The sequence below is a fragment of the Leptospira chreensis genome (assembly GCF_016919165.1).
Lineage (GTDB): Bacteria > Spirochaetota > Leptospiria > Leptospirales > Leptospiraceae > Leptospira_A > Leptospira_A chreensis.
Map to the genome: position 1 here is coordinate 1 of NZ_JAFFPS010000069.1, position 23,504 is coordinate 23,504.

A 23,504-nucleotide genomic window follows, 5' to 3' on the forward strand; every position below is an offset into this window, starting at 1 on the left:
TGGATGGTTTCGGGAGCAATTTTACCTTCCGAAAATAATCCATCAGGATCTGTATTGACACTGGTTTGTCCAAAAAAGGGAATCGAAAGTACGTAAGTGACAAAGAGTAAAGTAAGCGAAACCAAAATGATTTGGATATTTCTCACAACAGAGACCGGCCTAACTTTTGTTAGGAAGTCTGTCACTTGGGTCATGGAGGAATCTAAAATGGCTTTCATGGTTTTTTGGAGAATAAACTCTCGTTTTCTTCAAATCGTCTGACAATGGATTCGACGATCGGGTGGCGTGTAATATCCTCCCTTCCAAAGAAAATCGTTTCAATTCCATTCAGATTTCGAAGAGTATAAACAGTTTTTTCGAGTCCCGACCGACCATGAGCCAAATCGATTTGGGTGGCATCCCCTGAGATCGCCATTTTAGAATTTTTCCCAAACCGAGTGAGAAACATTTTTAATTGAGGCAAAGTACAGTTCTGCGCTTCATCTAAAATAATAAAGGAATGAGAGAGAGTCCTTCCTCTCATAAAAGCAATGGGAGCAATTTCAATTTTACCGACTTGTAAGTATTCGCTTGTTTTTTCAAAACCAATACATTCGTGTAACGCGTCATAGATGGGGCGTAGATATGGATTTACTTTTTGGGTCAAATCACCCGGTAAAAATCCCAAATTCTCTCCCGCTTCTACGGCAGGACGAGTGAGGATGAGCCGATCGACTTCCCCTGTTTGCATCATTCGGCAAGCGGAGGCTATGGATAAGAATGTTTTACCAGTTCCGGCAGGACCCATAGCAATGGTGATGTAGTTTTTATGAAGGCTATCGACAAAACTTTCCTGGTTTTTGGTGCGAGGAAAGATAGGTTTCCCTTTAAAGGTAACAAAGATTTTGTCTCTCGGAGTCCAAGTCTCTCCTTCTTTTTGAAAATCAGAAGAACCAGGCGTGGGCCAACCACCACTCGAATCTTTTACCTTATTCACTAAGTAATCAATATCAAAAAAGGAATAGTCGGACTTGTCTGGTCTACGTTTGAAATTTTCTTCCACTTTATGGAAGGTATCCAAGGCAACTTGGACTTGGTCCTCGCTTCCTTGGATGATGAGAGATTTTCCTCTGGGGATGAGTTTTACATTGAGGCGACTTTCCCATAACGGGAGTTTGCTGTCTCCAATCCCACATACAGTTTGGTAGAGGGATTCTTCCTGAAATGTAAAACTTTCATCCATATTAGATAGTGACTACCCTGAGTTTTAATTCTTCTAGTTGTTTGGCGTCCACTGACCCCGGTGCTTCACTCATCATACAAGTTCCTTTTTGTGTTTTTGGGAAAGCGATGACATCACGAATGGAAATTCCTCCCGTAAGTAACATCATAATCCGATCCACACCAAAAGCAATTCCCCCATGAGGTGGCGCACCAAAAGAAAGGGCATCGAGTAAAAATCCAAATTTGGATTTTGCCTCTTCTTCTCCGATTCCAATCGCTTCCAAAACTAGGCTTTGGATTTCTGGATTGTGAATCCGAATCGAACCCCCACCAATTTCTGTTCCATTCAAAACTAGATCATAAGCTTTAGCACCTATCGTAGAAAGGTCAACTGATTTCCCAGCTTTCCAATCGCGAAGTTTGTCGAAGTCTTCTTCTTTTGGTGAAGTGAATGGATGGTGGAGGAAGGTCCAGGTTTTAGTCGCTTCATCCAATTCAAACATAGGAAAATCCACTACCCAATGGAAACTATAAGGAACCTTAGGTGGATCGTATTTATCAGATAATTTCAAACGAAGAGCGCCGAGTGAGGCATTCACAATCTTAGAAGAATCGGCTCCAAAGAAAACCATATCCCCTTCTTTCGAACCGACGGCTTTTGCAATCGCTTCCAGGGCTTCAGGAGTGAAACGTTTGGTGATGGTGGACTCGAGTCCATTTGCTCCGTGTTTCATATAAGCAAGGCCTTTGGCTCGGAAATCCCGTGACAACCAACCCGTTAGGTCTTCGATCTCTTTACGAGAAATCACAGAACCACCAGGAACACAAATGGCCTTCACCACTCCGCCACCAGAAACAGCAGCACTGAATACTTGGAAGTCCGCATCTTTCACAATCTCGGATACATTCACAAGTTTCATTCCAAAACGGATGTCTGGTTTGTCTGATCCGTATTCTTCCATCGCCACATGATAGGGCATGGTCATAAAAGGAGCATTCAGTTCTAAATTAAAAACTTTCTTTAAGGAATGTGTCCACATCGCCTCAATCTCAGTACGGATGTCCTCTTCGGTGACAAAAGAAAACTCCATATCGAGTTGTGTGAACTCAGGCTGGCGGTCCGCACGTAAGTCTTCATCTCGAAAACATTTTACAATTTGGAAGTAACGTTCCATTCCCCCAATCATAAGAATTTGTTTGAAGAGTTGAGGAGATTGTGGGAGAGCATAAAACTCACCCGCATTCAAACGAGAAGGAACAAGGAAATCACGAGCTCCTTCGGGAGTGGATTTATTTAAAATGGGAGTTTCGATTTCTAAAAAGGATTTGCTGTCTAAATATTCACGAAGAGCAAATGTTAGTTTGTGGCGCAAAACCAAACGATCGCGAAGTTCTTCACGACGCATATCAAGATATCGATACTTCAAACGAATTTCTTCCCCAGAAGGATCAAACTCATCCAAAGTAAAAGGAGGAGTTTTGGAGGTATTTAAAATTTCTACAGCTTCGGCAATTAACTCGTATTTGCCGGTTTCCATTTTAGGATTGATAGACTCAGCATCGCGAAGCGAAAGTTTTCCTTTCACAGCAATCACAAACTCGGAACGAATTTTTTCTACTTTAGAGAAGTCATCGCCTAAGATTTCTTTACGAGCTACAATTTGTAAAATTCCAGAACGATCCCGAAGATCAATAAAGATCACTCCCCCTTGATCGCGGTAACGGAAAGCCCATCCAGAAAGGAATAAAGTTTTACCGACAGATGCATCCGATACACTCGTTGCACGAATTCTATTTTTATATTCGGAACTAACCCACTGATTCAATTGAAAACCTCTTTATAATGGAACGTTGTCGAAACGGCTGATCTTCGGATTGAACATCAATGGAAAATCTGCCGTAGCACCCGCTCTGTTTTTGGCGATGATGATCTCAGCCATTCCCCTTTTGTTTGGGTCAAGCTCTTCGGGAGGTTTCACCATTTCCTCCCGATATATAAAACATACAATGTCCGCATCCTGCTCAATGGCACCTGACTCCCGTAAGTCGGAAAGTTGTGGCCTTTGGTCTTTGGAGCGGTTCTCAATGGAACGATTCATCTGCGATAAAGCGATGACGGGGCATCCCACTTCCCTTGCCATTTGTTTCAGTCCCCGGGAAATATTGGCAACCTCTTGTTGCCTTCCCCCCATCGCAGCTTTCGGATCACTCATGAGCTGCAAGTAGTCCACAATCACAAGCCCTACTTCTTCCGTTGTGCGAAGTTGGCGGAGCCTTGCCGAAAATTCTTGGATAGTCAAATATCCAGAATCATCAATGTACAAACTTGCAGATGTGATGTTTCCAATACTGTCTTTGAGTTGGGTCATCTGTGCGGAAGTGAGTGTTCCTGCTTTTAAGGCGTAGGAATCAATCCTTGCATCCGCACTGATCAGTTTCAAAAGTAATTCGATCCGACTCATCTCTAGAGAAAAGATAACAACCGTTTTACGCTCTTTGAGAGCTGCGTTTGCCGCAATATTCAAAGCAAATGTTGTTTTCCCGTTACCAGGACGGGCCGCAAGGATCATAAGTTCATGTGACTTAAGACCTGTGGTTGCCAGATCCAGGCCGGTAAAATGGGTTTTTAATCCATTGATTCCACCCGTTCCACTTTGGCTTGCCGCCACCACATTTTTGATATAATCAATGAGTGCGTTGGCATCATCTTTTACTTTTCGTAAACCTTTGGATCTCTCTTGGCGAGAGATGTCCATTAGCGACTGTTCTACGAGACTGAATACAGAATCGTTTTCTCCAGGTTCTATTTTGACTTTATCAATGGCTTGGTTTAATGCTTCAACATACTTACGACGGTCAGAGATACGTTTGACACGACGGACATAGTATTCTAGGGGTTGGAAAGGAACGGTATCTTTGTAGAGAGAAGTAATGTATTCCAAGTCACGGGATTCATCTTTAAAAAGACGTTTTTCCCGCATTTGGTTTGTGACCGTAACTAGGTCAATGTTTGTCCCTTCACCGATAAGGTCTGTAACGGCTTCAAAGACACGCCGGTGGCTATCCATATAGAAGTCATCCGGGCTTAGACCTAAGTCTTCCTGCCCGGCTACCCCTCTCATAAGTAGGTAACCGATTAAGTTCTTCTCAGACTCTATCTCCTGAAGGGGGTTAGAATTCATCGAAAAAGCGTTAGCGTAAAACTATGTTTGGCCGACGACTTTAACTATGATTTGAGGAACAACACCTTCAGCCAAACGAACTTTAATTTTAAATTCGCCTACTGACTTAATTGGCTCACCTAAATCTAACTTGCGTTTGTCGAGTTCTACTCCAGTGTTTTTGATTGCGAGTGCAATATCATTTGCTGTTACAGAACCGAAAAGTTTGTCGTTCTCACCCACTTTCACTTTTATCTCGTAAGTTTTACCTTCGATAGAAGAAGAAAGTTCTTTCATCACTTTCACGCGTTTGTCGCGTTTTAGTTCTGCAAGTTTCTTTTGGTGAACTGCGGCTTTTGTGTTTCCATCATTTGCACGGACTGCAAATCTTCTAGGAATGAGGAAGTTACGCGCATAACCGTCAGCAACTTCTTTCACATCACCAGCATCACCAAGATTCAATACATCTTTTTGCAATACAACTTTCATCCGTTACTCCTACAGAACTTTAAACGGCAATAAGCCGATAGATCTGGATTTTCTGATTTCACGAGCTAGAGCTCTTTGGTGTTTGCCACAAGTTCCAGTGATTCTTCTTGGAATGATTTTACCACGGTTGGTAACAAATCTTTCTAAGATGTCTACTCGTTTGTAATCAAGCCCTGCAAGTAAGGCTTTATCAGCGCAGAACTTACATACTTTCTTTTTATATTTTGCGTTTTTACGACCGAATTTGCCTTCTCCGTCTTTACCACGGAAACCGCCTTTTTCGTCGTCTTCCAACCCGTCCATACTCTCGCGGGAATCTGTTCTTGTATCATCAATATTTGCTGTTTCGCTCATTGTCATAACCTATCAAAAAGGAATGTCGTCATCACCGGCTGGATAATCATCATAACCACTACTTACGCCGGAATCATAAGAATTGGAACTTTCAGAACGGTCTGCACCCGATCCACCGCCGCCTTGTCCTTGTCCGCCCAGTAATTGTGCGGATTCGACATAGACTCGGATTTTAGAGGCTTTTTTGCCTTCAGGAGTTTCCCAGGACTGTTGTTGAAGTCTACCTTCGATCGCTACTTGTTTTCCCTTGCCAGCATATTGTTTTAATATGTCAGCGAGTCGGCCCCATGCAACACAGTCAAAATAATGAGTTTCCTCTTTCTTTTCACCGTTAGTCACATAAACTCTGTTATTCGCAATTGAAAAATTGACAACAGAACTTCCGTTCACCGATTTAAATTCCGGATCACGGGTCATTCGACCGATTATAAGTATTTTGTTGAGATCGTTAGCCATTTGCCCTGATTACTAGGGTTTTTAAGATGTTTACATTGAGTTTAAACTCATGTTCGATCTTAGAGACTTCTGTAGGGGATCCGGAACACTTGATGAGTGTGAAGTGACCTTGTTCGTCTTGTCCAACGGGATGCCAGAGTCTTTTAGAACCCCAATCCTCTTCGCCTTGGATCGTGAAGTTGTATTTGGAGAGTAAGTCTTTTACTGCAGACTTCGTCTCTTCTACATTACCTTCACGAAGAATATTCGTGATTTCGTAGTTTCTCATATTTCTCCTATGGGTATACCTACATAGAAACACTTGTAGGTAGAAGAATTTGTTAGTTTCCACTAGGGTTTTGCCAATGGGGGCATGGGTCAATGGAATTTCTTCTTGGAGTTCCCAAACCCTTCCATTTCCATGTAATTTCTAACATTTTTATGGGTGAAAAATCAAATTTTCCAGAAGTTTGGGGCCTGGGACTTGGCCTATTTTTAGCACTATATGCTGGTTTTTTAAACCACATCACCCCGAAAGAACCGGCTCTCGACAACCACTCCGGATTTGAATCCACCCTACTCGGCCTCGAGATGGCAGAAACCCCCAAACAAGTCCAAGACCTAATTGGAATCCCAGACACCATTGATTTTTTCCACCTCTCCTCCGAATACCGAAGGGTACATTATTTTGACTTTGGGTTTATCTTCTGTTATTTGGCCTTTCTCACTTATACAGGCCATTATGCCGGAAGGAAGGTGCGACCGATCTTTTTAAAGATCTTTATGGGAATGGTTTTACTTCTAGTGATCGCAGGATTTGCGGACTTAATCGAAAACATTTTAATCCTAAATGTTCTGGATGCAAAAACAGCCGAAGAGATGGCACCCTCACTGGAATATCTAAAACCCACATCACAATTAAAATGGTTTTGTTTGTTTGGATACCTGGCGATCGTCTCCGTTTACTTCTGGTTATATGAAAAAGGTTGGATTTTACGGACCGCATCCATTCTATTTTTTACCGGTTTTTTCTTGCAGTTGTTTTCGATTTATAAAACCAATTTACTCGAACTTAGTTTTCCTTTTTTTGCGGTGGGACTTGTTTGCAGTTGGTTCCACTACGGCTTTAGTTTGGCCTTTAGTTCCTTATCTAAAAAAACATAACCCCTTCCCCCGGAGATCACAAGTTCTGTTCCGAGTTGTTTACAAAGGATAGAATATTCTTTTAAAAAACTTTCTGCCTCTTTAGGGCCTAAAGGAAAAAAATAATGATCCCCGGGAAGAGATTGGTGTTTTCCAAAAATTGGAATCACCTCTACAAATTGTAATGTTTCCCCATCAAAATGTAAAACTACAGAGATATTGTGTTTTAAATATTGGTTTTTGGATCCAAAGAAAAAGTTTCCTAGAGAATAAATCACAACACCTTTCGGGAATACTTCGATTCCTTGTGGCACATGCGGGTGGTGACCAATGATGACTTTGTATCCAGCACCTACCAAGTATTTGGCGGCATTTCTTTCCGTATCCATGGGTAGAGGATTGTATTCCACTCCCCAATGAACAGACAATAGGTTCACCTGACCTGGTTTTGTTTTTTTGATCAAACGTTCTGCGGTTCCCACACGAAAGTAGGCCGCACCAGGAGATTTGGTTCCAGAAAAAAGCCTTGTCTCTCCCGTATCAGAAAAAGAAAAAATGCGATACTCTGTATTTTGTTTGGTAACTGTAATCGGAACCAAGGCATCGTCTGTATTTTTGCCAGCACCCGTACGACGGATTCCAAACTCATCGAGTAGATCCAAGGTATCGAAAAGTCCGTTTTCTCCGAAGTCCATGGTATGATTATTCCCAAGAAAAACCCCATCAATCCCAAGCATTCGTAAAACCATCAAATCCCTTCTTTCCCCAAAGAATACATAGGACTTTCTTTGGTCCGCGGTTGGAGTTTTGTGAAGGATGGGTGTTTCTAAATTTAGAAATCGGAAGTCGAAATTCTTAAGAAAACTTGAAAAACTGCGAAAAGAAAAGTATGGATCTTCCGATCGCATCGAATCCCGCACTCCCCAGTTAAACATCACATCTCCACCAAACCATAATTTGGTGGATTTAGGATATTGAATCGTTTCCCCCGTTTCGGTCCGAAAATGATAAAGGTCCTTTATGGGGAGTTCTAACTTAGGCTCTTCTGATTCCGGAATGTCCGCAGAAAAAACAAGTAACGGACAAACGAGAACCAGAAGGAAAAAAAATCGAAATGAAGACATTTAGAAGCGGAAGGTATTTGCCGGCGGTTCCGTCATTTGGGATTTTTTCAACTTAATGAGGATGAGGACGTTTTCCTTTTCTGTATCTAGACTAATAACCTTGGTTGTGATTTCTCTCGGAGGATGGATTTGTTCTGGTTTGGTTTTTACAAGAGCTATGGCTTTTAACCCACGTTTGGTGCTTGCTAGTTCCAAACGATCCAGATGCCCTTCTTTAAAGAAATACTCATATTCCCCATCCGGTTTTGTGAGAGCAATGCGCGAATCTTTTGTATTGAATTTTGCATTAGGTTTTTGGATTTCACTCAAATAGGTTCCTGTGAGGTATTCATAAATCACGGGAAAAGGAATGGCAAATTTTTTATTGGTCGTTGGGTCTTGGATGAGAATGTCTCCCATCGGAAGGGTTTGGATCTCTTTCGTGTTTGTGGGTTTGATTTGGATTTGGTTTGGATCGGCAATGAGTTCAGTAAACACCATCCCAAAAAAACTATCCATGAGTTGGATTTTTACCTGTTTGGTTTCTTTGGAAAAGAATAGTTTCCCATCCAAATAGACATTATCTTTTTTAGGAACAAATGTTTGGATCTGCATGGAAAACTCAGATTTAAAACTTTGGAATTCGGTTTGTTTGTCCAAAATTTCTTTCAGTAAGGTTTTGGATTCTCCCTCTTTAGCCGAATGGTATTTTTCTTTATCCCGACCAATGAAATTGGGGTCTTCTACTTCTGCCGACTGACAGGAAACAAAAAACAATAAAACAGTAAGAAGGATGATGCATCTTTTCATTCCGAAATTTCCTTTTGGACTTTTTTGATTTTAGCTACGAGATCTTTACTCGTTTCGGATTTTAATTTGGATTCGGAAAGTTTAAAGAACTGCAAAGCATTCACAGGATCTTTTTTTGCTAAATACACATCTCCGAGATGTTCATAGATCACTGGATCTTCAAATCCTCTTTCCAAAGCGAGAGAGGCCGCAAAATTCAAATGGAGTAAGGCACGATTGTAATCTTTTTTCCTATACAATACCCAACCCAAACTATCTTGGTAAGCAGGGTTGTCCGGTTCCAAAGAAACGGCTTGGTTTAAAAGTTTAGACGCATCCTCTGGATTGATATCTTTTTCCGCATAAAGATATCCCAAATAGTTCATAGCATTCGAAGCATTTGGATTCAGTGTGATGGTTGTTTTTAGATCTGCTTCTGTATCACCAAACTGTTTCAGTTTATCATAGGCCGTGGCCCGATAGAAATAGTAATTTGGATTTTTAGGATCGAGTGTGATGGCTTCTGTAAAGTCACTAGCACTTTCTTTATATTTTTCCAATTGGAAATAAGCAAGGCCTCTTAAGTAATAATGAGTGGGGCTCGGATTTTCCTGAATTGTTTCCGACAAAATAGAAACGGATAAAGATTCTTTTTTTAAGTTTCCTTGGAGGTAGAGGTAAGCCAAACGAAATCGCAATCTAAAAGATTTTTCCGTTTCGTTAGTAAGCGTAATGGCTTCTTTTGTTGCCATCACAGAATGGTTCCACTGTCCTAACATCTCTTGGCAAGAAGATATCTTCTCCCAAAACAAAGACCTTTCTTCTTCCGCATTTTCTTTTGTTTTAATGCGAGAGAGACCACGGCGTAGGATTTTTTCTGCCGTTAAGTATTGTCTATATTCATAAGCATACTGTGCCGTTTCGGAATTGAGTGCATCATAATCGGAAAGTTTTTCTTTATCCGCAAGTTCCAAAAGAGCAATGCGTGGAGAAAGTCTTCCGGGATTGTCTTGGATATAGGTTTTTAGTTTAACCTCTAGGCCTGTAGTTGAACCGTTAAGAAAACGATCGAGCAGGTAGATGATTCCTTCTTTGGGAATTTTTTTCTCTTTTTTCAGCGTGGCAAAGTAAGTCGGAGCACTCTCACGAGCGTCCATAAAATAAATTTCTCCCAGCATATGAGAGGCATCAATATCTCTTGGATTTTTTTCTCGAATTTGTTCTAAATACAAACGACAATGTTTAAAATCAACTAACACAAAATAGATTTGTGCCAAACGAAACAGAACTTCCATATCGTTTTTATAAAAGGCGGTGTATTCCTGATACCGTTTGATGGCAATCTTGGGATGATCCAATTTGTAATTGAGCTCTCCTAATGCCTTAGCCGTGAGAAATTTGTATTTAGAATGGGTGTCCCGTCTTTCGATCACAAAAGAAAGTGCTGTATAATACAAAATGGATTGGTTCCAAAGTTTACGCTCAAAGTTGATATTCCCAAGCAGGTATAAAAAATCGGGATCGTTCGGAAACTTATGTAGAGAAGATTCTAAAACATCAGAAGCTTTGGCTAGTTCCCCTTGGCGGATGCGAATCCTTGTCTGTAAAAGGATTTGGTCTTTGGAAACTTCCGGAGATTTGCTTCTGGCAACTTCAGACCATTCCCAAGCCTTGTCCAAACTTCCCAGCTCCAAATAGTTCAAACTTTGTGTTTCCGCACTGAGAGCACTCGGCTCTTTTCCCACTTCTTTTAGGCAAAGGTGGTAAGAATCCAAAAAGGAAACAGAACGCTCAAAGGAAAGTTTGGAATCCTCCGGTTTACGACGCTGGGCTGCCTGAAATCCATCCACTTGTTCCCGCAGGGCACGCGAAAAGAAAAAATCAGCCGGAACTCCAGGATCTAACAAGGAACATTCTTTGATTCTTGTCCCAGGCTCGGTGGCAAACAGAGAAAGAGAGAGAAAACAAAAGAAAACAAAGAGGAAGGGACGGTTTGGAGTTTTAATTGCTTGAAACATCAGTAGATTCCGGCAAAGATCGGGAACAGGGACAATCCTTGAACCAAATCTTCCGAGAAAATTTAAAATACATCCTGGCTGTTCTCATCGTGTGGGCAATCACTTTCCCATGGATTCTGAGAAACAAGGACACGATCCTTGCCAAATTCACCCTCGCCTACAATTCGTTTTTTGGTTATCCCAATCCTCGAATCGCACACCAACTCATCGCCAAAGGGGATGCTGTGCTCGAAGGACGAAAGGAAGGGGGAACAGACATACTCCAAACCATAAATCAATTCTTTAGTGCCGATGAAAACTCTCGTGGCACCATCCTACCTTTGGATTTGGCGCTGATGGAAAAGGCCTGTTTGTACTTCCGTAGTAAAGAACATGTGGAAGATCATTTTTTAGAACTGACTTGGCGGGAAAAAGCAAGAGAATGGGGCTCTCCCCTCTTCTTAAAAATGGCTCCGCAAGGGGAACTGACTCTCGGGCCCAATCCCAAAGATTATTGGAACTCTCATATTGAAGCCGTACTCACCGCTCTTGACTACTACAAACGCGCGTTACGTTTTTCTGGTCCCGAACTCATTGCTCCTAAAAAAATTGAATCCGTGGCCTGGGCGAGTTGTCGGCCGAGTGAAATCCTTTTGGGTTACAAAACCCATATGTTAGAAACGGAAAGCTATGTATTAAAAAAACTGACCGATCTAGAAAAGGTTCCGAGTGGTCTTAGTGCAGTTCAAAAACGAAGTGTAGTTTTATCTTCTATCAAACGCAGTGATTTTTCCGAAGTCTCAGCCAACGATTATTTAGAATCTTTACTCCGCCAAATCCTACTCACAGGAATGAAAAACTTTTCCCCAAGAGAGATGGATGATATCTATGAAAGGATTCTTTACTTTGTTGGTTCTGATGAAAGAGAATATTTAAAATTCAAATTTCGTCGTGGGGAACTTTTTTTCCAACTCGGTTCGGAAGAGGAAATCTATTACAAACGAGCAGCCACAGAATTCAAAGAAGCGGCAAACATCCAACTGGCTTCTGAAATTGAAGACATCAATGTGCCAGCACTTCTCGTCCATGAATTTGAATCTAAATCGAAAGAAGCAGAGTCTTATCATAAACTAAAAGAAAATGCAAAAAGCCTCGCCATTCTCGACGCTTTAAAAGCAAAACTTAGAAATGTCGATGAACGAAGTATAGGTGGCAAAAAAGACGATATCTTAAAACCTTATCACAATTTAACAAGATCCGTCCTGCGCAAACTGGGTCGCTATGAAGAAGCCGATGAAATCCCATTTAACGAATGATCTAAAGTATTTTGATTACAATGCCACTCATCCCCCTTTTCCCGAAATTCTGGAAACTTGTTTGGCAGATTACCTGGAAGGATTTTACAATCCTTCGGGGATCACTCGGTATTCCTTAAAAAACCAAGGGAAAATCGAACAAACTAGGAAGTATTTTGCCTCCCTTACCAAGGGTCAGGAAAAACAATTTGTATTTTCTTCCACAGGAACAGAAGCAAACTACCTTCTCATTCAAAGTTTACGTGTCCTCTATCCGCAGTTAGATTCTGTGATCGTCTCTCCTTTTGAACATTCGAGTATGTATGCGGCATTAGAATCCTATGGATTCATTCCCGATCTCATCGCGACAGACAAATCAGGGATCATCCATTTAAATGATTTAGAAAAAAAACTAAAAGAAAATCCAAGGCCTGTGGTTTGTCTTTATGCAGGAAACGAAACTGGTGTCATCCAACCGGCAAAAGAGATTCAAAACCTAACAAAGGCATACGGACAACTTTTTTATAGTGATCTCATGCAAGGATTTGGGAAAGTTCCTCTTTCCTATGCATTCTTTGATGGATTCACTTTTTCTGGACATAAAATTGGGGCGGGTATGGGAACTGCTGTGACCTACCTTCCCCAAGCCAATACCCACTTTCATGTGTTTGGTGGTGGAAACCAAGAAAACGAACATAGAGCCGGAACAGAAAATACTTTTGCGATTGAATGTTTCCGACAAGTCTCCGAACTCCAACTAAGCCAGTTGGAAGATAAAAACAAAAGACTCTACGAGTTTCGATCTCTCATCGAAGAAAAAGCAGAGTCCCTCGGTTGTCAGATCATTGCTAAATCTTCCGAGCGACTACCGAATACTACCTTCCTCCTCCTTCCCATCCAAGCAGTGGATTTTTTCTTACTCGGGATGGAAGAAAAAGGGATTCTCGTTTCCACGGGAAGTTCTTGTAAGTCGCGCGCGCGCGAAGCATCCAAATCACTTCTTTATATGGGTTATACAGAAGAGGAAGCGTTACGTTGCATTCGCATCTCCACAGGATACTTTACCACAAAAGAAGAAGTCGATGCCTTACTTGCTGCCACAGAAGATTTGATCCATAAGTTTAGTTAAAGTGATAACCAGTGAAACTTAGAATCATCGCAAAATATTCCAGAGAGGAATTCACTGACGGGGAATGCATTTGGGAAGAAAAACAAGAGCAGTTTGGAACCGTAGAAAGAACTACTAGGTTTTCAGGAAAATTGCTCGGTGAATTCCAAAAGGACTGGGCTTTGTTTGCCGAGAGAGTTCTCTCGCAAAACCCAAACAAAGAAGAATTCCTAGATAAATTAGCAAAAAAATCAGATAGTTTAGAACAAATTGTTTTCGGTAAGTCCCTTCCCTTTTGGCGGAATCCAGGATTCCAAGGTTCGATCCAACTTCTGATCGACCCAGAATTTTCCCCCATTCCTTGGGAAATTTTGCGCACAGACAAAGGTTTTTTATTTCAAAACAAGGACTTCAGGAGAGGGATTCGGATTGATACCATTCAAAAAGAAAACTCACAAAAGGCAGATTCAATCTTACTTGTCTGCAACCCAGTAAAACCCAATTTAATCGCAACCGTGAATGAAGAATGTTCGATTCTTTTTCCCCTCTTTGAAAAAAAAATGAGTCTACGGATTCTAAAAGAAACTCAACTAACCAGAGTTCGCCTGACAGAAGAAATTAGTTCAGTAAAGTATCTCCACTATGCAGGGCATACGGAAAAAAAAGGAATTCCCCTCGGAGCCAACGATTACTTATATTCCAAAGAAATTTCAGGACATTCCTTTTCCAACTTACATCTCGTTTTTTTGAATAGTTGCCATTCCTCTTTTGATTCCATCGAACAATCAGGACTCACCACGAGTTTTCTAAAAGCCGGTGCCAAAGAAGTGATCGGGTTTTTGTTTCCCGTAGAGACAAATATGGCAAAAGCCATTGGAATCAATTTTTGGGATTCTTATTTGAAAACAAAAAACTCGCACCAATCCTTAGCAAAAATTCGAAAAAACTTATACAAAGGTTCATCCAAAGAAATCATAACGGCGATTAGTTTAGTTCATTTTTCTACACAAAAACAACTCAATTTATCCAAACGAACGATCGGAATCACCTTTGTTTTGTTATCTTTACTTATTTGTATTGTCTTTTTAGATAACAGGAAAGAACCTATCCAGCTAGAGAATTTTGATATTTCAGAACCAAAACCCATTCTAAACAAAAAAACAAAAGAACCAGTTGTTTTGCCTAAGGATGCACTGATGGATCGAATTTCCCAATTGAAAAATTCCGAATTTCGCAAAATGGCAGCGAGTTTTTTAAAAACAAAACATGAGTTTCTCGACGACACACAAAAAAGAGAATTACTCGAATCCATTTTTTCGAATGAAAACTCCGAAGAAAAAATGTATTACGAGTTCAAAACTAGGAGTGGATTTTGAAACCACTCATTAAAACCTCATTTCTCCTTTTTTGTATATCATTACCTTTGGTTGCCGAATGGTTTCCCAAATCAAAATCCTTTGATGAGATTTGGAATTCCTACGACTCGCACCAAAGCGTAATCAGCCAAGCCTACGGAATCCAAACTCGCGACATGATCCAAAGAGAAACTCTCGAAGAGGAAGAAGATTTTTTATACTATTGGAAAACCTGCAACCATCCAGAAATCAAAGACCTAACAGAAATCCTTCGATACATTTCCTTTTATGATGCCATCCTAACCGTAAAACAATGTTCGGAAGGTTCCAAAGAGGAACTCACCCAATTAGAAAAACAAACCAAGAAAAAAATCTTTGATTTGATTGTGTTGCCTAAATTAGAAATTTTAGAAACAGAAATTACAAACGAAGAACTTGCCCCACTCGTAAGCGAACTTAAAAAAGAATGGGAAAAAACCATTTATATATTTTCTAATTTATACAAATCCCATGAAGTTTTATTTTTAGGGAAAGAGAGAGAATATACACTCGCGATCAATAGGGTTTTGTATTCTGAAATGCCAGAAACCAGAAGAAAAACATTAATTCTTCGCCTATTACAGGATATGAAACAACAAAACAAAAACACTTACCAATTGTTTTATTATTCGAAACAAAATCCTTGGTCTGCCGCAAACCTAAACGAAGAAAATTCAGAATCAAAAAAATTTTACTTTAGTTTACTTGCTGAATGGAGTGTAGACCCCGATTTTAATCCAGAAAGGTCTCCCTCTTTAAAAGAATTCCAAACTTGTTTAGAAGAAATTCCAAATACAAATCAGAAAATTCGAATATTAGGATTTTTTGGATTTTTCAGTGACTATGGTCGTTTCCGAACCAAAGACCAATCCTCTTTTTCACAAGCGAACCAAAGTCGCATTCGGTTCATCAAACAAACACTATTCCGCTCTCATCATTTTCAAAAAAGATTAGAAAATGTTTTGATATCTTGTAAAAATTCCGTCCAATCGATAGAAGAACTATGAGTGATGAGATTCGGAAGTTAATCGACAACTGCCTTTTAGGCAAAGGTGCTGCCTGGCAAGAGTTCATCCGAAAGTTTCATAGACTCATCATGGGAACCTGCGCCCACTACGTTCCTAGAGAAGAAGTGACAGACACTTCCCAACAAGTTTATCTCAAACTCACCGAAAACGACTACCAACTCCTTCGAAAGTTCAAAGGAGACAGCCTCCCTGCATTTATTGTCTACATTAGCGAAATTTCTAAAAATATAAGTATGTCTCAGACAAGATCCATTCGTCGGTATGATTATAGAGAAGGAATTTCTTTGGATCTTAGTATCGATATTTTGGATGATAGACAAAGCCAAGAGGAAGTCTACTTTGCTTGGGAAGAAAAACAGGAGTTTTACGATCTCATTGACAGCCTGGATGATGCCCATAAAGAAATCCTCATCCTGCGCCTGAAAGGATACAAATTCAAAGAAATTGCGGAAATCCTCGAAGTTCCCCTAGGAACGGTGCTTGCACGCGCCAATCGAGCGAAAGAAAAGATAAAAAAAATCCTGACAAAGGAAATAAAGCCTTAGCGGGGGGAAATAAATACTATGGAACCAAAAGATCCGAATGAATTTATGAACCGACTCAAATTAAAAGAAGCCCTATACCTCATGTCCCAAGGGGAAGATGCGGACTCTCCTACGGTGGATCGGATCTTAGAAACCGTTCTCCCCACAGGAACCACCGCCATTCAGATCTACCTACAGTTTATCAAAGACCAACTCAAACTCCTCACAAGCGATTTGGGGGAGACGAACCTTCTCTCGCAGGATCTTGCCTTCCGCGGTTCCAGTGCGGCTTTCCGAGTCCATAGGCAAGTGGGTGGCAGGGATTTTGATTTTGTTTTCCAACCAAATGCGGAAAAGAACCAGGTCTTTTTATCCGTTGAGGCTTCCAACTGTGAACGTCTCTCGGCCAAACTTTTTTTGGATGGAGCTCCCGTGGAAACCCTTCCAAAGCTTGGAACCCAGTCCATGTTTGATTCTCCCATCACTTTGGATTCCAGTCCAGAACTAGCCATTTTTGAGTCCGGCAAAGAAATCGGCCGGTATCATTTTATGTTACAGTCTTAATTTTTTTTCTGGTGGATGCAATAAACTCACCAGAAGCGTGCATTGATTAGGTAAGAAACGTTCCTACTTTCAGGAACATACTTTCTTTTCCAAACTAGTTCACACTTAAGAGTCCCGGCGAAAGTCGGGACTTTTTTTATGCGTTCACTCGGAAGTAAATGACATCCCCGTCTTGGACAATGTATTCTTTCCCTTCCACTCGGAGTTTCCCTTCATCTTTGACTTTGGCCCCATCTCCCGTGCGATCGATGTCTTCGTAACGCATCACCTCAGCACGAATGTACCCCTTTTCAAAATCAGAATGGATGACACTCGCGGCCACTGGACCTGTGCTTCCTTGGTGAGTAGTCCAAGCTCTCACCTCTTCCACACCTGCAGTAAAAAAAGTTAAAAGTCCGAGAAGTTTGTAAGAAGCGCGGATCATCCGAGATAGACCCGATTCTTTTTCTCCGATTTCTTCTAAAAAGGCAATTTGGTCGTCTTTTTCGAGTCCTGAGATTTCTTCTTCGAACCTTCCACATAACACAACAACAGGTGCTCCTTCTTTAGAAGCAAAATCAATGATAGTTTTTACTAGTGGATTTTCCGTGGTTTTTACATCTGTATCTAAAATATTAGCAACATATAACACGGGTTTAATGGTGATGAGGTTGAATTTTTTAGCAATTTTCCCTTCTTCTTCACCAAGTTCCACAGTGGAGGCACGATTTCCCTTTTTCAAAGCATCCAGGATTTTATCCATCACAGCAGAAATTTCAACGGCTTCTTTGTTTCCTGTTTTTGCAGTTTTTGCCACACGTTGTTGTTGTTTTTCTAAACTGTCTAAATCGGCAAGGATGAGTTCATAATTGATGACAGTGATGTCTTCGATGGGATCTACCTTACCATGAACATGCGTTATGTTTTCGTCTTGGAAGGCACGAACCACATGACAAATGGCATCCACTTCACGGATATGAGATAAAAACTGGTTTCCAAGGCCTTCCCCTTGGCTTGCCCCTTTGACAAGGCCGGCAATGTCCACAAATTCAATCATTGTGGGAATGGTCCGTTTTGGTTTGTACACATCGGCCAAACGATTCAGCCTTTCATCGGGAACTTCCACCACACCGGTGTTGGGTTCTATTGTACAGAACGGATAGTTGGCAGCTTGTGCTCCTGCCTTAGTGAGTGCATTAAAAATAGTCGACTTACCGACGTTCGGGAGACCTACAATTCCACAATTCAAAGCCATACGGATAGGTTTTTACCAAGAGACCGTAAGACAAGGAAAATTGCTTTCTTAGTTTTGAAATCCGTTCTCGAGATAGACAGAAGTGAGATAAAAAATAGAAGTTAGGATGACGACCAAATATCCCACAGAGTAAATTTTTGCAATGCGTTGCCAAGGGTAACGGTCATACAAATGCAGACTAGCAACAATGAACTGGGTGCTGGGATCCGGGGGCAAAATGTCCTCACGACCTGCTTTTCTCCAAACAAATTGGCGCTCTTCGATTCCCAATTGAAAAAACGCAGCGGACTCCCCCTTGGTAAAAACATCCAAAATAAGGGTGGGAATCTCAAAACATTTAAAGGTAATGATTCCCGAAAAACTGGTAAGGATTGCCAGATAGTTAATCACCACAATCAGAGGACTTGCCGTATAACTTGAGCTAAACAACAAATACAAATAGATGATGAGAAAACAAATCGAAACATATTTTGCAATCCGAGAGAGGATTTTGTATAATTTTTGTTCTTTTAGAAAAAGATGGAAAACTTCGTTTTTCATTTTGTTTGGTTTGTGACAGATAGGACTTGTCCCACTCTGGCAGAAAATTCGCTGGGGATTTCTGTCTCCACCCACTGTTTTTCACCCTGAAAGTCGGTAAAGCACAATCGAAAGGAATGCAAATACATTCGAATTTCTTTGGTCGTTGGTTCGGATGCAACATACACCGGATCACCAAGAACCGGATGCCCGAGCTCACGGAGCATAACACGAATTTGGTGCCTTCTTCCTGTGAGGATTTTTGCCATTCCAAAAGATAGGTTTTCTTTAGGATGAAGAGAAAGAATCCGAAACTCGGTGATGGCTTTTTTTCCCCCACTCCTTACAATCTCTACTTCTTTGTTCCCATCCCGGAGAAAACATTCAAAACGTTTTTCTTTCCAATCAGGAATCCCAGAACATAAAAAAATATACTCTTTGTCAGCCTCCCCTAGTAAGGAATCGATTTCCTTATTTTTATCTGAGGATTTACCGAGTAAGACAATCCCACTCGTTCCCAAATCCAATCGGTTGGCCGTCCGTAGTTCCGGAAGATTTAGATAACCTGCGAGGAGTCTTGTGAAGTCTTTTCGGTTTGGGTCTTTGGTTTCATGTATTGGGAGGCCTTCCGGTTTTTCGGCGAGTAAAAACTCATCACATTCATAGAGGATGTTGGTTGTGAATCCGCCTTTCAGACGAATCTGTCTACGTGGAGACTTCAATCCAGAGACCCGAGAGACTTCGGATATTGATCACTCCAGATGCAAACAAAAGATACTGTCCTTTGATTCCCACAAGGGTATCTGTGATCGGAGTCTCTTTTGTCAGTTTGAGTGATTTGATTTTTCCAGGATAGGAATCGATAGGATACTTAATTTCTGTGACCTGGTCTAGAGGAAGTCTTTTCCAAACCAGTTTGGACTTACTGTCAGGAGGAGAAAGGAATTCATTTTTTTCTAAATGGTTTAAAAACTTACCTGCTTCACGCACCAAATCCATGTCAGGTGGATCGCCCGCCACCATCTTTTGCCAAGAGGTTTTGTCTGGTAAAAATTGACTCAAATAATGTTCTAAAATTCCCGCATCCCTACGAGATTCCACTTCCAAAATAGGAAGCCCAAACTTTGCCCCTTGGTCGACCCAACGATTTGATACAGGATTTTCTTTTGTGATTCCCACTTTGAGTCCACTGGAATTGGCAAAGTAAACGGTATGTTTTTTAAAACAATTCCTTTGCCCCCAGTCTGGTTCCCGGCAAGTTCCTTTGTGGTGGTGGCAGGTTTCGGGCCTTAGGATACAAAGATCGTTTTCCGCTAAGTTCGTAAAACAAGTGAAACAATAACCTTGACTAAAAGATTTCTTTGTTTTTTTACCACAATGCAAACAACGAATTTCATCGTTTGTGGAAAGGGTAATTTTTTTTCCAATCAAAGACTCCACGGGAGTAACCGATGTGGATTCTTTGGCTGTAAGATCTTTTTTGTCAGCTTCATTATAGGTCGCTGTTTCCCAAAAATAGGAAACAGGCGAGATCCCTTTATGCGACATTTTCCTTACATAACCTTGGAGTATGGGCATAGTTTTTTAGAACGAGTATTCCTTAACCACTTCCGGAAAGTAGTCCCGATTCACATTCACAAAAAGGAGTCCAATTAGGCTCGGTTCCGAACCAGAAAGATTCCATTTAAAAATAACAAGGGTTTGGCGATATAGGTAATGCGAAATTTGACCTTTGGGCCCGTAGAAAAGTTTCAATTGATCTTCTCCTTCTCCAAGCAATACAACCTTCCCATTTAAGTTAGGAGATTTTTGTTTCACTTGTTTGAGGACAACCTTTCCCCCCGGATAAACATCTTCCGGGTCGGTGTTGTCAGTAGATTCCCCTTCACTCACACCGGATGCGGGAGCCACCTCGAGTGTGGTTCCTTCCCAGTCCAAATAGTTACAAGGAAAGTCTCCCGGCATCGTGGGAAAGTTTTCCGAACAAGGTGTGTAAGTGGATTCCTTTTCAACTCCTTCGCCATAAGGCACAAGGAGAGTGGAACGAATGGTGGCATAAGCCACTGATTTCAAAACCTTGGCTGCTTTATTTTTAGGAATGTTTTTTAATTCCTTCTCAGAAGCAAACACCGATAGAGCAAAAAGAAATATAAAAAATGGAATTAGAGTTCGTTTCATCATAACCTCAGTACAACAAATAAGGAGCGACTTTTTTAGCTTCGTTTTCTTCATCTGATAAATACGTTTGATGGAATTCGGAAAAACTTTTTCCTTCATTGATGGAAGTGCGGAAATGGTCATTCCCCCAAAGTTGATCCACCCAGTGGTTTGTAGCTCCCTTACTCCATTTGAAATCATTCGGATAGGTTTCTTTCATAAGGCGTATTAGATCATACGCGAGTTGGATGGGATCATAATCCGGACGAACCAAATTCATTCGTAGACCCGAACAGATTTTACCTTTATGAGGACCAAAAGTAGGTTTAAAATACACAGGAGAAAAATAATAAGATTTGTTTCCGAGACTTGCAAGTTTATTCGCAAGTTCCTCAGGGTTTGTCATCCAAGGAGCTCCAAAGTAAACAAAAGGAGCTTGGGTTCCTCGACCCACGGATACATTCACTCCTTCCAAAAGAACAAGGGAAAGATAGTTTCTTGCAGAGTCCACCATAGGTAAGTTTGGTGATGGTGTGGTCCAAGGAATTCCCGTGTCTTCGAAGTACATTCCGCGACGATATCCTTCTACCGGAACGATGAGAACATCCACACTGTCTTTTAAATATTCTTTATTATAAAACCGAGTCGCCTCGCCCACAGTCATCCCTGTGATGAGAAGTGAAGGAAACTCACCAGCAAAATTCAAATTCCGAGGATTCATTTTTTCACCCATAGGAGGAAGATGCATAGCCACATGGATATGATCGAGGACAATGAGTTTGGTTTTGGTATTCTTCATTGCATCCATAAGGCGCTTGAGAACACTCAAATAAGTATAACAGCGCATCCCCACATCTTGTACATCAAAGACCACATAGTCCACTTCTTTGATGAGTTCTCGTAATTCCGCATCTTTGATTCGATAGATATGATACAAAGGACGATTGAATGTTGCGTCCATAGTAACAGGAGTTTGGCTAAATTCTTCTTCCAATCCCAAAAAGCCGTGTTCGAGACCAATTAAATGTTCGAGAGTGATTTTATATTTTTCTAAGGATGTGATGATTTTTTTTGGACTGGTTCCAATTCCAGAAGGATTGGTCGCAAGCATCAATTTTTTTCCCGCCATGGTCGGGAGAATTTTTTCATAAAAAATGTCCGAAGACACCCGTAACTCGGAATCGGCTGGGTGGACGCGAAATTGCGGAACTGTGTTCCCATGGCAAGCAAGGACTAGAAAGCAGAGAGAAAACCTAAAAAAGTAATTGGTCATGTAAGTATATGTTTCTATAATATAGCAAATCTTCAAGGAGAAATGTCCTTCATGTTCAACCGACTTCGATTGGCTCCCTTAACCGGAGTTCTCATCCTTACTATTTTGGCATGTGCCGGATCCAATTCAGCCCAGAAACAACCCACGCTGCCAGACAACGTGGTTACAGCAATGGGAGAGGCACCTATCTACCAAGGAGACTTGGCTCTTGCAAGGAATAAGGCTTTGAAGGACGCAAAACTCAACGCCATCCGCAAACTCGTGGGGGAACAAATTACGGAGAAATCGGGAGTGTCTGATGGCCAATCCCTAGGCTCCAAACTCTACGGGAAAACCGACAGTTTCGTAAAAAAATACGATATCATCAGCGAAGAACCATGGAAATTGGACACCCAAGACATGATCCGTTTGAACGTACGCTGCGAAGTGGAAGCAACCAAACTTTCCACGGCGGTAGATGCACTTCTGGACGATGTAGGAAATCCTAGGATCGCCGTCCTTGTGCAAACAGTGATTAATGGAAAGTCCTATCCGATTGGATCGGCAACCAATATTGCGGAAGCAGAACTCATCGAAAAACTCCGAGCCAAAGGAAACAAAGTTGTGGATAGTTCGCAGCTCACAGCCTTACTCAAAAAAAATCCGACCCTTGCCAAACTGGATCTCACTTCTGTAGAAGAAGGAAGTCCCCTTCTCACTCTGGCACAAGATTCGGGAGCGGAAGTTTTGATTATCGCAAAGGTAACCACCACAGACCAAAAACCAGTGGTCTTACCTGGTGGGAAAAAAACAGATTTTTTAAGTTCCGCAGCCACAGGTCCTTACCGTATCATTCAACTTTGGGGTGATGGTAAAATTTTTGGATCAGGAAGTTTGGAAGGACGTGGTGCTGATATCACACAAGAAGTTTCGAGAGAACAAGCAGTCAAAGACTGGTCCAACTTAGTCTCTGGAAAAGTCGGCAAACAAATCAAAGACGAATGGTTCAAACTCACGGAACAAAATACCGTTATTCTAAAATTTAAAGGTCTCGGACTCGAAGATGCCATTAACTTCAAAAACGATTTGATGGAATACACTTCAGTAAAACAAATCAATGACCGCAAAACGGAAGTTGGGGGATCAGAATGGGAACTGACTTATCCTGGAAAAGAATCCATGTTTGCAGAAGAGTTGATGTATAAAAAAGATTCGAGTTTCCGTTTCTTAAGTAGCAAAACTTTAAGTATCAATAGCTCCAAACGAGGAGTTGTGGAAGCCGAGTTTAGAGGAAAATAAACCTTTAGTCAAAACTCAAACTCAATCCCCTTTTCCTGCAGAGAGAAACAAACCAATCTCTGTAGGATCAAAGGGTTTCGAAAAATAACGAGCCACTCTGTTTTCTGTAATCGCTTTTTGGATTTCTGGAGTGAGGTCATAACCCGTTAGAATACAATAAACAATATTGGGGCGAATTTCTTTGGCTTTAGAGATAAATTCTAAACCATTCATCTCAGGCATTCGCATATCACTAATCACAAACTGCACATCCGTATTCTCAGCTAGTTCTTCGATGGCTTCTACACCAGATTGGGCCAGAATCACGTCGTATTCGTTTCGAAAGTAATCACGAAACAAATACAAATTCAAAATTTCGTCATCCACATAGAGTAACTTACGTTTTGCGGACTTTTGATTCATACTTTTATGGGGAGTTTGATTCGAAATAAAGTTCCCTTGCCCCAAACCGTTTCC

25 protein-coding genes and 1 pseudogene are annotated in these 23,504 nt (G+C 41.1%); 8 read left to right on the forward strand and 18 right to left on the reverse strand.

What is annotated here, in order from left to right; translation table 11 throughout:
* From JWG41_RS17960 to rpsF, 8 genes and pseudogenes are all read right to left on the reverse strand, one after another.
* Positions 1 to 218: pseudogene (locus tag JWG41_RS17960) on the reverse strand (hypothetical protein); the annotation flags it as partial.
* Entirely contained in the window at positions 215 to 1,222 is a 1,008-nt protein-coding gene (locus tag JWG41_RS17965; RefSeq protein ID WP_232374094.1) for a PhoH family protein, read from the reverse strand. The pseudogene JWG41_RS17960 and the gene JWG41_RS17965, both read right to left, overlap by 4 nt.
* A 1-nt stretch (position 1,223) precedes the next feature.
* Positions 1,224 to 3,029: an aspartate--tRNA ligase gene (gene aspS / locus JWG41_RS17970; RefSeq protein WP_205271191.1), complete on the reverse strand. Its 1,806-nt coding sequence runs from the start codon at positions 3,027 to 3,029 to the stop codon at positions 1,224 to 1,226.
* 12 nt (positions 3,030 to 3,041) lie between these two features.
* The gene (dnaB, locus tag JWG41_RS17975) at positions 3,042 to 4,385 is read right to left on the reverse strand and encodes a replicative DNA helicase (protein WP_205271192.1); all 1,344 of its coding nucleotides are present in this window, start codon (positions 4,383 to 4,385) and stop codon (positions 3,042 to 3,044) included.
* A gap of 21 nt (positions 4,386 to 4,406) precedes the next feature.
* Positions 4,407 to 4,853, reverse strand: a complete 447-nt coding sequence (rplI, locus tag JWG41_RS17980) for a 50S ribosomal protein L9 (protein WP_205271193.1) — start codon at positions 4,851 to 4,853, stop codon at positions 4,407 to 4,409.
* A 9-nt stretch (positions 4,854 to 4,862) separates the two neighbouring features.
* Positions 4,863 to 5,156 carry a 30S ribosomal protein S18 gene (rpsR, locus tag JWG41_RS17985; RefSeq protein ID WP_232225885.1) on the reverse strand — a complete coding sequence of 98 codons (294 nt, stop codon included), beginning with the start codon at positions 5,154 to 5,156 and terminating at the stop codon, positions 4,863 to 4,865.
* 63 nt (positions 5,157 to 5,219) lie between these two features.
* Positions 5,220 to 5,663, reverse strand: coding sequence for a single-stranded DNA-binding protein (locus JWG41_RS17990; protein ID WP_205271194.1), 444 nt, complete (start codon positions 5,661 to 5,663; stop codon positions 5,220 to 5,222).
* Complete coding sequence (gene rpsF, locus JWG41_RS17995) at positions 5,656 to 5,931, reverse strand: 30S ribosomal protein S6 (protein WP_002973803.1); 276 nt, start codon at positions 5,929 to 5,931, stop codon at positions 5,656 to 5,658. Before rpsF ends, JWG41_RS17990 begins: the two co-directional genes overlap by 8 nt.
* A 92-nt stretch (positions 5,932 to 6,023) precedes the next feature.
* Between rpsF and JWG41_RS18000 the strand changes: the two genes are divergently transcribed.
* Positions 6,024 to 6,806 (forward strand): hypothetical protein, encoded by a 783-nt coding sequence (locus tag JWG41_RS18000; RefSeq protein WP_205271195.1) that lies wholly within the window; start codon positions 6,024 to 6,026, stop codon positions 6,804 to 6,806.
* Here the strand turns inward: JWG41_RS18000 and JWG41_RS18005 are convergent.
* Genes JWG41_RS18005 through JWG41_RS18015 form a run of 3 tightly spaced genes read right to left on the reverse strand, consistent with a single transcriptional unit; the run spans position 6,761 to position 10,695 of the window.
* Positions 6,761 to 7,909: a CapA family protein gene (locus JWG41_RS18005; RefSeq protein ID WP_205271196.1), complete on the reverse strand. Its 1,149-nt coding sequence runs from the start codon at positions 7,907 to 7,909 to the stop codon at positions 6,761 to 6,763. The genes JWG41_RS18000 and JWG41_RS18005 overlap by 46 nt on opposite strands.
* The gene (locus tag JWG41_RS18010) at positions 7,910 to 8,698 is read right to left on the reverse strand and encodes a hypothetical protein (protein ID WP_205271197.1); all 789 of its coding nucleotides are present in this window, start codon (positions 8,696 to 8,698) and stop codon (positions 7,910 to 7,912) included. It abuts the gene before it with no gap.
* On the reverse strand, positions 8,695 to 10,695 hold the full coding sequence (locus JWG41_RS18015) for a tetratricopeptide repeat protein (RefSeq protein WP_205271198.1): 2,001 nt from the start codon (positions 10,693 to 10,695) through the stop codon (positions 8,695 to 8,697). The genes JWG41_RS18010 and JWG41_RS18015 overlap by 4 nt, the downstream gene beginning before the upstream one ends.
* A gap of 38 nt (positions 10,696 to 10,733) precedes the next feature.
* On the opposite strand from JWG41_RS18015, the gene JWG41_RS18020 reads away from it, so the two are divergent.
* The 6 genes from JWG41_RS18020 to JWG41_RS18045 are packed head-to-tail and all read left to right on the forward strand — an operon-like array spanning position 10,734 to position 16,587.
* Positions 10,734 to 11,990, forward strand: coding sequence for a hypothetical protein (locus JWG41_RS18020; RefSeq protein ID WP_205271199.1), 1,257 nt, complete (start codon positions 10,734 to 10,736; stop codon positions 11,988 to 11,990).
* Positions 11,968 to 13,098, forward strand: a complete 1,131-nt coding sequence (locus JWG41_RS18025; protein ID WP_205271200.1) for a cysteine desulfurase family protein — start codon at positions 11,968 to 11,970, stop codon at positions 13,096 to 13,098. The genes JWG41_RS18020 and JWG41_RS18025 overlap by 23 nt, the downstream gene beginning before the upstream one ends.
* A gap of 11 nt (positions 13,099 to 13,109) precedes the next feature.
* Positions 13,110 to 14,453, forward strand: a complete 1,344-nt coding sequence (locus JWG41_RS18030) for a CHAT domain-containing protein (RefSeq protein WP_205271201.1) — start codon at positions 13,110 to 13,112, stop codon at positions 14,451 to 14,453.
* Complete coding sequence (locus tag JWG41_RS18035; RefSeq protein ID WP_205271202.1) at positions 14,450 to 15,478, forward strand: hypothetical protein; 1,029 nt, start codon at positions 14,450 to 14,452, stop codon at positions 15,476 to 15,478. The genes JWG41_RS18030 and JWG41_RS18035 overlap by 4 nt, the downstream gene beginning before the upstream one ends.
* Entirely contained in the window at positions 15,475 to 16,044 is a 570-nt protein-coding gene (locus JWG41_RS18040) for an RNA polymerase sigma factor (RefSeq protein WP_205271203.1), read from the forward strand. Before JWG41_RS18035 ends, JWG41_RS18040 begins: the two co-directional genes overlap by 4 nt.
* 18 nt (positions 16,045 to 16,062) lie before the next feature.
* Complete coding sequence (locus tag JWG41_RS18045; RefSeq protein WP_205271204.1) at positions 16,063 to 16,587, forward strand: hypothetical protein; 525 nt, start codon at positions 16,063 to 16,065, stop codon at positions 16,585 to 16,587.
* A gap of 136 nt (positions 16,588 to 16,723) precedes the next feature.
* On the opposite strand, the gene ychF is transcribed toward JWG41_RS18045, so the two are convergent.
* Genes ychF through JWG41_RS18075 form a run of 6 tightly spaced genes read right to left on the reverse strand, consistent with a single transcriptional unit; the run spans position 16,724 to position 21,770 of the window.
* Positions 16,724 to 17,821 carry a redox-regulated ATPase YchF gene (gene ychF / locus JWG41_RS18050; protein ID WP_205271205.1) on the reverse strand — a complete coding sequence of 366 codons (1,098 nt, stop codon included), beginning with the start codon at positions 17,819 to 17,821 and terminating at the stop codon, positions 16,724 to 16,726.
* A 48-nt stretch (positions 17,822 to 17,869) separates the two neighbouring features.
* A complete protein-coding gene (locus JWG41_RS18055; RefSeq protein WP_205271206.1) occupies positions 17,870 to 18,361 on the reverse strand; it encodes a hypothetical protein in 492 nt (163 codons plus the stop codon).
* Positions 18,358 to 19,062 carry an RluA family pseudouridine synthase gene (locus tag JWG41_RS18060; protein WP_205271207.1) on the reverse strand — a complete coding sequence of 235 codons (705 nt, stop codon included), beginning with the start codon at positions 19,060 to 19,062 and terminating at the stop codon, positions 18,358 to 18,360. The genes JWG41_RS18055 and JWG41_RS18060 overlap by 4 nt, the downstream gene beginning before the upstream one ends.
* Positions 19,046 to 19,918, reverse strand: coding sequence for a DUF2797 domain-containing protein (locus JWG41_RS18065; RefSeq protein ID WP_205271208.1), 873 nt, complete (start codon positions 19,916 to 19,918; stop codon positions 19,046 to 19,048). Before JWG41_RS18065 ends, JWG41_RS18060 begins: the two co-directional genes overlap by 17 nt.
* Positions 19,919 to 19,924: 6 nt before the next feature.
* The gene (locus JWG41_RS18070) at positions 19,925 to 20,518 is read right to left on the reverse strand and encodes an LIC_11883 family protein (protein ID WP_205271209.1); all 594 of its coding nucleotides are present in this window, start codon (positions 20,516 to 20,518) and stop codon (positions 19,925 to 19,927) included.
* A 7-nt stretch (positions 20,519 to 20,525) separates the two neighbouring features.
* A complete protein-coding gene (locus JWG41_RS18075; RefSeq protein ID WP_205271210.1) occupies positions 20,526 to 21,770 on the reverse strand; it encodes an exo-beta-N-acetylmuramidase NamZ family protein in 1,245 nt (414 codons plus the stop codon).
* Between the two features lie 51 nt (positions 21,771 to 21,821).
* Here JWG41_RS18075 and JWG41_RS18080 point away from each other — a divergent pair, with 51 nt between their 5' ends.
* Entirely contained in the window at positions 21,822 to 23,048 is a 1,227-nt protein-coding gene (locus JWG41_RS18080; protein WP_205271211.1) for a lipoprotein LipL46, read from the forward strand.
* Positions 23,049 to 23,069: 21 nt separating this feature from the next.
* Here JWG41_RS18080 and JWG41_RS18085 read toward each other — a convergent pair.
* The coding region (locus tag JWG41_RS18085) for a response regulator (RefSeq protein WP_232374096.1) at positions 23,070 to 23,504 on the reverse strand (435 nt) is incomplete at its 5' end.

Excerpts from the sequence above, each read along its gene's own strand:
- JWG41_RS17965 (WP_232374094.1), bottom strand. The coding sequence starts at position 1,222 with ATGGATGAAAGTTTTACATTTCAGGAAGAATCCCTCTACCAAACTGTA.
- JWG41_RS18025 (WP_205271200.1), top strand. The coding sequence starts at position 11,968 with ATGAAATCCCATTTAACGAATGATCTAAAGTATTTTGATTACAATGCC.
- JWG41_RS18015 (WP_205271198.1), bottom strand. The coding sequence starts at position 10,695 with ATGTTTCAAGCAATTAAAACTCCAAACCGTCCCTTCCTCTTTGTTTTC.
- JWG41_RS17990 (WP_205271194.1), bottom strand. The coding sequence starts at position 5,663 with ATGGCTAACGATCTCAACAAAATACTTATAATCGGTCGAATGACCCGT.
- rplI (WP_205271193.1), bottom strand. The coding sequence starts at position 4,853 with ATGAAAGTTGTATTGCAAAAAGATGTATTGAATCTTGGTGATGCTGGT.
- JWG41_RS18040 (WP_205271203.1), top strand. The coding sequence starts at position 15,475 with ATGAGTGATGAGATTCGGAAGTTAATCGACAACTGCCTTTTAGGCAAA.
- JWG41_RS18070 (WP_205271209.1), bottom strand. The coding sequence starts at position 20,518 with ATGAAACGAACTCTAATTCCATTTTTTATATTTCTTTTTGCTCTATCG.
- JWG41_RS18055 (WP_205271206.1), bottom strand. The coding sequence starts at position 18,361 with ATGAAAAACGAAGTTTTCCATCTTTTTCTAAAAGAACAAAAATTATAC.
- JWG41_RS18000 (WP_205271195.1), top strand. The coding sequence starts at position 6,024 with ATGGAATTTCTTCTTGGAGTTCCCAAACCCTTCCATTTCCATGTAATT.
- JWG41_RS18005 (WP_205271196.1), bottom strand. The coding sequence starts at position 7,909 with ATGTCTTCATTTCGATTTTTTTTCCTTCTGGTTCTCGTTTGTCCGTTA.
- JWG41_RS18045 (WP_205271204.1), top strand. The coding sequence starts at position 16,063 with ATGGAACCAAAAGATCCGAATGAATTTATGAACCGACTCAAATTAAAA.
- JWG41_RS18075 (WP_205271210.1), bottom strand. The coding sequence starts at position 21,770 with ATGACCAATTACTTTTTTAGGTTTTCTCTCTGCTTTCTAGTCCTTGCT.
- JWG41_RS18080 (WP_205271211.1), top strand. The coding sequence starts at position 21,822 with ATGTTCAACCGACTTCGATTGGCTCCCTTAACCGGAGTTCTCATCCTT.
- dnaB (WP_205271192.1), bottom strand. The coding sequence starts at position 4,385 with ATGAATTCTAACCCCCTTCAGGAGATAGAGTCTGAGAAGAACTTAATC.
- JWG41_RS18010 (WP_205271197.1), bottom strand. The coding sequence starts at position 8,698 with ATGAAAAGATGCATCATCCTTCTTACTGTTTTATTGTTTTTTGTTTCC.
- rpsF (WP_002973803.1), bottom strand. The coding sequence starts at position 5,931 with ATGAGAAACTACGAAATCACGAATATTCTTCGTGAAGGTAATGTAGAA.
- JWG41_RS18065 (WP_205271208.1), bottom strand. The coding sequence starts at position 19,918 with ATGCCCATACTCCAAGGTTATGTAAGGAAAATGTCGCATAAAGGGATC.
- rpsR (WP_232225885.1), bottom strand. The coding sequence starts at position 5,156 with ATGGACGGGTTGGAAGACGACGAAAAAGGCGGTTTCCGTGGTAAAGAC.
- ychF (WP_205271205.1), bottom strand. The coding sequence starts at position 17,821 with ATGGCTTTGAATTGTGGAATTGTAGGTCTCCCGAACGTCGGTAAGTCG.